The sequence below is a fragment of the Propionibacterium acidifaciens DSM 21887 genome (assembly GCF_000426605.1).
Taxonomy (GTDB): domain Bacteria; phylum Actinomycetota; class Actinomycetes; order Propionibacteriales; family Propionibacteriaceae; genus Propionibacterium; species Propionibacterium acidifaciens.
On the sequence record NZ_AUFR01000068.1, the window covers coordinates 1 to 3,301 of the forward strand.

Sequence of the window (3,301 nt, forward strand, 5' to 3'; positions counted from 1 at the left end):
GAGAAGCGTACAGGATCGCTTCTGCTTTCATCCGCACCAACACATAATTGTCCGCGCGCTTCTTCCACCTGATCAGGACGGCGGTTTCTTCCGGGGTGATCTCTACCTGCATGTCCCAATCATATCTGAAACAGCACAGGAAATCCACGAAAAATACGGTTTCGTTTCATGACGACCATACTTCGGTGCTGACATGATCGAACTCCTACCCCACACATCGAAAACACTACTCTTCATCAGTGTCCGAAATACGCGGAGCACTCCAAATCGAGATCCCCTCGGCAAGGATCCGATCCTCGACCAACCTGACACCCCGGTCCTTGGCGTCCTGATCAAATTTCTTTGGCATACTCCAGATTTTCCCATCTACTCAAACGGAAGAAAACCTGGACCATTTCACTCACGACAGTGATCCTTCCGTGCGTTCACTGCCCCCCACCAAACCCGGGGTGCAACACTCTGTCCTCGCGGCGGGTTGACACTGTCGCCCTACCTCATATAGTGCTCTTTTGACAGGATTTTCATGTGAGTCGGTGTGGGAATTTGTTTGTGGTGATGAAGGTTTCGAATGCGGTGCGGGTGTCCTCGAAGGTGGCGCGTTGGTGGTTGCTGATGGAGTCTTTCGCTTCTTTCCAGACGTGTTCCATCGGGTTCAGGTCGGGGCAGTAGGGCGGTAGGTTGATCAGGTGGACTCGTTCCAGGTTCTTGACTGTGGCCAGTTTCCGTCTCGGTTCCTTGGTTTTGTGCCGGCCGGCGTTGTCCCAGACGACCACGGTGTTCTTGTCGGGGTGTTCAAGAGTCAGATCGATCAGGGCGTCGGAGACGGTGCCGGTGTCCTGCCAGTCCAGCCGCATGAGGTCGACCGACCCGTCGTCCTGGTGGCAGAACCCGATGCAGTTCTGGGCCTTCCGTTCCCGGTCGACCGTGATCCGGGTCTTGGTGTTCCTCGCGTACCAGGCCCGGCGCATGATGGCCTCGTGCTCGATCCGTACCTCGTCGGCGGCCACGACCAGCGCATCATCGCCTGACCAGTCCCGGTCGAGCTCCCGACGGATCTCGGCCATGCGGGCCTCGACCGTGGCCGGGTCGGCTCGGCGCCGGTCGACGCCCTCGGGCCGGTGGAACGACAAGCCCGCCATGCGCAGCAGGAAGTGGTAGGAGGAGTCCGACTCGTAGACCACGTCGAAGCGGTCCCAGATCCACTCGGACAGGCGAGGCACGTCCCAGAAGCCGGGCCGGTAGCCCCGCCTCGGACGGGGGCCGGGACAGCACGTCCGGGACCTCTCCGCGTTGTTGCGCGGTGAGCAGGGAGGCGTTCAGGTTTCCCGCGTGGCCGGTGTGAACGGACGCCAAGCGGGTCCGGTTCCAACCCCTCGCCCAGTTCCGCACGGTCGTGGCCGTGCGTTCGACCACGTCAGCGACCGTCTGCACGTCCACGCCCCTGGACAGCAGAATGATCGCCTCCGACCTCAATTTCATCAGCACGCACGGGGCTGTTTTCTTGTAGCCTTGCAGGACCCGCCATTCCTCGTCGGTCACCAGAACCTCATCCATGACCGTACTGTACGATGAACACCACCGGCCCCACCGAGAAACACGCCACACCACCAACAAAAATTTTGTTAAATGAAAGCTATACCTCATATTTACCTGGTCAACGATCTGCAGACAGGATCACAGCATATTCATAAGTATGAATCCATATTCATAGGTCTGGTGAAGCTTATCCATAAGGGTTAGATTATGGCCATCGTCCCTAGGCGGAGCACTCTCGGTGGATTCTGTGAATAAGCTTAGATCCTACCGGTAGGCCTTGACAAGGACCAAGAGCTAAGGTCCAAGCTGTGCTTGTCTTAGATATGAGAACGAAGGCCATGATGCACACATCCAGCAAGCACCCAGGAGGGAATCTGTAACCAACCGCACACGCTTGCCAGTAGTAGCGGGAGGATTATTCAAAAGTATCCTTCTAATGAGATAGGATCCCTTGTCAGGGACTGGTCTATCAAGGCTTCTAAATAAGTCTCTTTAATCACCTGCCCAATTGTTCTCATGAATTGTAAATGAATTTGCCGTTTCAGCAAACGCGTTTACTCTATAACTATATTTTATTCTCGAAATTTATGGATTTAGGTTGGATATGGTAGATAATTCTTCTGAGGTTAAAAATGATCAGCGATTGTTTCGGGAAAGGTGTGTATCCGCTCACTCTAAAACAGCATGTATTCAAGGATCTCTTCCCAATCTTTGGCGGCCAGAATCTTATGACAGTCAACGAGGAAAATTGATTCCTTCGCTAGCTGAGCTTTATACTGCTGCAGCCGAAATCGTCCGGGTAAGCGTTCCAAATAACCTGGATTCGTCAGTGCTGGATTTGGGTGCTGGTACAGGATTGCTTGCAAAATCAGTGCGCGCATCGATCCCATTATGTCAATTGGTATTAATAGATCATTCTCCAGAAATGCTCAATAAGGCACGAGAACGTTTCAGGAAAGATAGTCTAGTTTCATACGTCATTTCTGATTTTTCTTCATTTGAAGATACAGATAAATATGATGCTGTGGTATTTGCACTGGCAATTCATCACCTTGAAGATCAAGACAAGAAAGCTCTATTCGCACGTATTAAGAACTCTCTTCGTCACGGCGGCGTATTTGTCAATGTCGAGCAAGTCTGCGCTCCACGTGATGATGCTGAACAGCTATATGATAATATGCATGTCGTACACGTTCAGCGAGCTGGAACTACAAATCAAGAGTGGATGGCAGCGCGAGAAAGAATGAAGTACGATAAGCCTGCATCGCTGTACTCACAATTAAAGTGGTTAGAGGAAGTGGGATTCCACTCAGTTGACTGTTTATACAAAAATTTTCGTTTTGCAACCATTGTCGGATGGATTTAAGTCATGTTATACCGCATTCTCACTTACTCCGCACAGCGCTACCCTAACCAACCTGCACTCACCATACCCGGAGTCAATACCCTGAACTATTCAGAATTATTAAGGCTAACGGATAATGTTGTGAGAAAACTTCATGGTTTCGATCCCGGTGATCTTCTTGCTGTCCGGTGTTCAAATTCAGCCGCATATGTCGCGCTAATATTTGCAGTCGCAAAGCTTAAGCTTTGCTATGTTCCTATCATGTCGAACTTCACGAGCGCGCAAGTCGACGAGGTGGCACGGATGGGGCCACGAATGTATGTTCATGATTCAAGGAGGGTTATGCAAAACTGTTTTTGAAGAATTCTAGGGCGATGATGGCCGTGATGGTTTCGGGGAAGGTGTGCAGGGGTCTTCGGT

General features: G+C 51.6%; 2 protein-coding genes and 1 pseudogene. 2 read left to right on the forward strand and 1 reads right to left on the reverse strand.

Annotated features, from left to right (window positions below; translation table 11 throughout):
* Positions 1–521: 521 nt before the first annotated feature.
* Positions 522–1,554: pseudogene (locus K336_RS16430) on the reverse strand (IS630 family transposase).
* A 586-nt stretch (positions 1,555–2,140) separates the two neighbouring features.
* Between K336_RS16430 and K336_RS18180 the strand changes: the two are divergent.
* Both K336_RS18180 and K336_RS20290 read left to right on the forward strand, forming a co-directional pair.
* Positions 2,141–2,902, forward strand: coding sequence for a class I SAM-dependent methyltransferase (locus tag K336_RS18180; protein WP_081660858.1), 762 nt, complete (start codon positions 2,141–2,143; stop codon positions 2,900–2,902).
* 3 nt (positions 2,903–2,905) lie between these two features.
* On the forward strand, positions 2,906–3,241 hold the full coding sequence (locus K336_RS20290; RefSeq protein ID WP_081660857.1) for an AMP-binding protein: 336 nt from the start codon (positions 2,906–2,908) through the stop codon (positions 3,239–3,241).
* Positions 3,242–3,301: the final 60 nt, after the last annotated feature.

What these genes read in the sequence shown, in the direction of transcription:
- K336_RS18180 (WP_081660858.1), top strand. Translation starts at nt 2,141, where the DNA reads ATGGTAGATAATTCTTCTGAGGTTAAAAATGATCAGCGATTGTTTCGG.
- K336_RS20290 (WP_081660857.1), top strand. Translation starts at nt 2,906, where the DNA reads ATGTTATACCGCATTCTCACTTACTCCGCACAGCGCTACCCTAACCAA.